This is a genomic window from Microbacterium sp. AISO3 (genome assembly GCF_002204305.1).
In the GTDB taxonomy this organism is placed as follows: Bacteria; Actinomycetota; Actinomycetes; order Actinomycetales; family Microbacteriaceae; genus Microbacterium; species Microbacterium arborescens.
Window position 1 is genome coordinate 1 of the sequence record NZ_NHRF01000053.1, and the last position, 500, is coordinate 500.

At 48.2% G+C, this 500-nt stretch carries 2 protein-coding genes and 1 pseudogene; all 3 read right to left on the reverse strand.

All coding sequences use genetic code 11. The features are described from left to right. A partial coding sequence (locus CBF90_RS18960) for a NinE family protein (protein WP_141097201.1) occupies positions 1-100 on the reverse strand: 100 nt, incomplete at its 3' end. Further along, the gene (gene ninD / locus CBF90_RS16270; RefSeq protein WP_000984218.1) at positions 67-240 is read right to left on the reverse strand and encodes a protein NinD; all 174 of its coding nucleotides are present in this window, start codon (positions 238-240) and stop codon (positions 67-69) included. The genes CBF90_RS18960 and ninD, both read right to left, overlap by 34 nt. Next, a pseudogene (locus CBF90_RS18645) lies at positions 237-500 on the reverse strand (hypothetical protein); the annotation flags it as partial. The pseudogene CBF90_RS18645 and the gene ninD, both read right to left, overlap by 4 nt.

Below are 500 nucleotides of genomic sequence, written 5' to 3' on the forward strand. Positions count from 1 at the left end.
CTTTTGGGATTGGCTTGGGTTTATTTCTGGTGCGTTTCGTTGGAAGGTATTTGCAGTTTTCGCAGATTATGTCGGTGATACTTCGTCGCTGTCTCGCCACACGTCCTCCTTTTCCTGCGGTAGTGGTAACACCCCTGTTGGTGTTCTTTCACACCGGAGACACCATCGATTCCAGTAAGGTTGATTTGGTCGGAAGCGGTTATCTTCTTTGCATTCACCGCACCGATAACATCGCATCATGCAGCTTCCCTCCCGAAGTCGAAATCAAGCTGCCCTCCAAATATTTCGCATGACTCAGAACAAGAGCCGGTATCGAATCTTTTAGCTCGTACCATGTCCTGATACAGGGCTTGATAATCATTTTCTGAATACATTTTCGCGATACCGTCCAGCGACATTCTTCCTCGGTACATAATCTCCTTTGGCGTTTCCCGATGTCCGTCACGCACATGGGATCCCGTGATGACCTCATTAAAAACACGCTGCAATCCCTCCTCATC

What these genes read in the sequence shown, in the direction of transcription:
- ninD (WP_000984218.1), bottom strand. Translation starts at nt 240, where the DNA reads ATGATGCGATGTTATCGGTGCGGTGAATGCAAAGAAGATAACCGCTTC.